This window comes from Oleiphilus sp. HI0080, assembly GCF_001635135.1.
Window position 1 is genome coordinate 1 of record NZ_LWFU01000983.1, and the last position, 961, is coordinate 961.

General features: G+C 47.7%; 1 protein-coding gene. It reads right to left on the reverse strand.

The features are described from left to right. The coding region (locus A3751_RS18805; RefSeq protein WP_068458544.1) for an MBL fold metallo-hydrolase at positions 1–961 on the reverse strand (961 nt) is incomplete at both ends.

Consider the following 961-nt stretch of genomic DNA (forward strand, 5'->3'; position numbering starts at 1 on the left):
TACAGGAGTAACGAAGTATCGGTAAAAAGGTATGCAGACTCTTATGTCGTTTTGACGAGGGCAAGGTGGGGTGCTCAATGGTATCCAGATCTTCTTCGTTATAGATATCACTGTATCGATGATAAATCTCTGTCACCGAGATCGCCATCGGACTATCAAGATACGCCACCTGATGTCTCAGTTTACCTTGCTGATAAAGCTCACCAAGACGAAAAATAATTTCCTGCGTTCGGCCGACGGCGAATGATGGTATGAGAATATTACCGCCATTCTTTGAGGCGTCCTCAATGATACTCTCAAACTCTTCGAGCGTTTCCTCCATTGAGCGATGATCACGATCGCCATAGGTTGATTCCATCATTACCACATCTGCCGACTCAACAATATCGGGATCACGCAGCAAGGCCGCCTGCGAATTGCCGAGATCACCTGAGAAAACGAGCTTTTTCTCTATCCCGGCTTCTTTGATATAGAGCTCGACAATGGAAGAGCCAAGAATATGCCCTGCATCTAGAAATCGAACGCGAACATCGGATGTGATTTTAACATCGCGATAATAATCGCTGCCTTTGCAATAGGTGAGCGCATCGAGCACGTCTTCGGTCGTGTAAAGAGGCTCTATATCTTCCTTGCCTGCTCTACGACGGCGACGACTCTCCCACTCCGCATCCCGTTCTTGCAAAGATGCTGCATCCTTGAGCAAAACGTCCACTAGCTCGCATGTCGGCCATGTCATATGAATAACCCCGTCATACCCAGCCTTGACCAACAAAGGAATACGACCGGAATGATCCAAGTGCGCGTGCGATATAACGACAGCATCGATGGTGCTCGGATCAAACGGCAGAGGTTTTGAATTCGCCTCTTCTTCTTTACGCCCGCCTTGAAATAAACCGCAATCAAGCACAATTCGGCTTGAATCTGTTTCCAGTAAATAGAGCGACCCTGTTACACCTTCTAC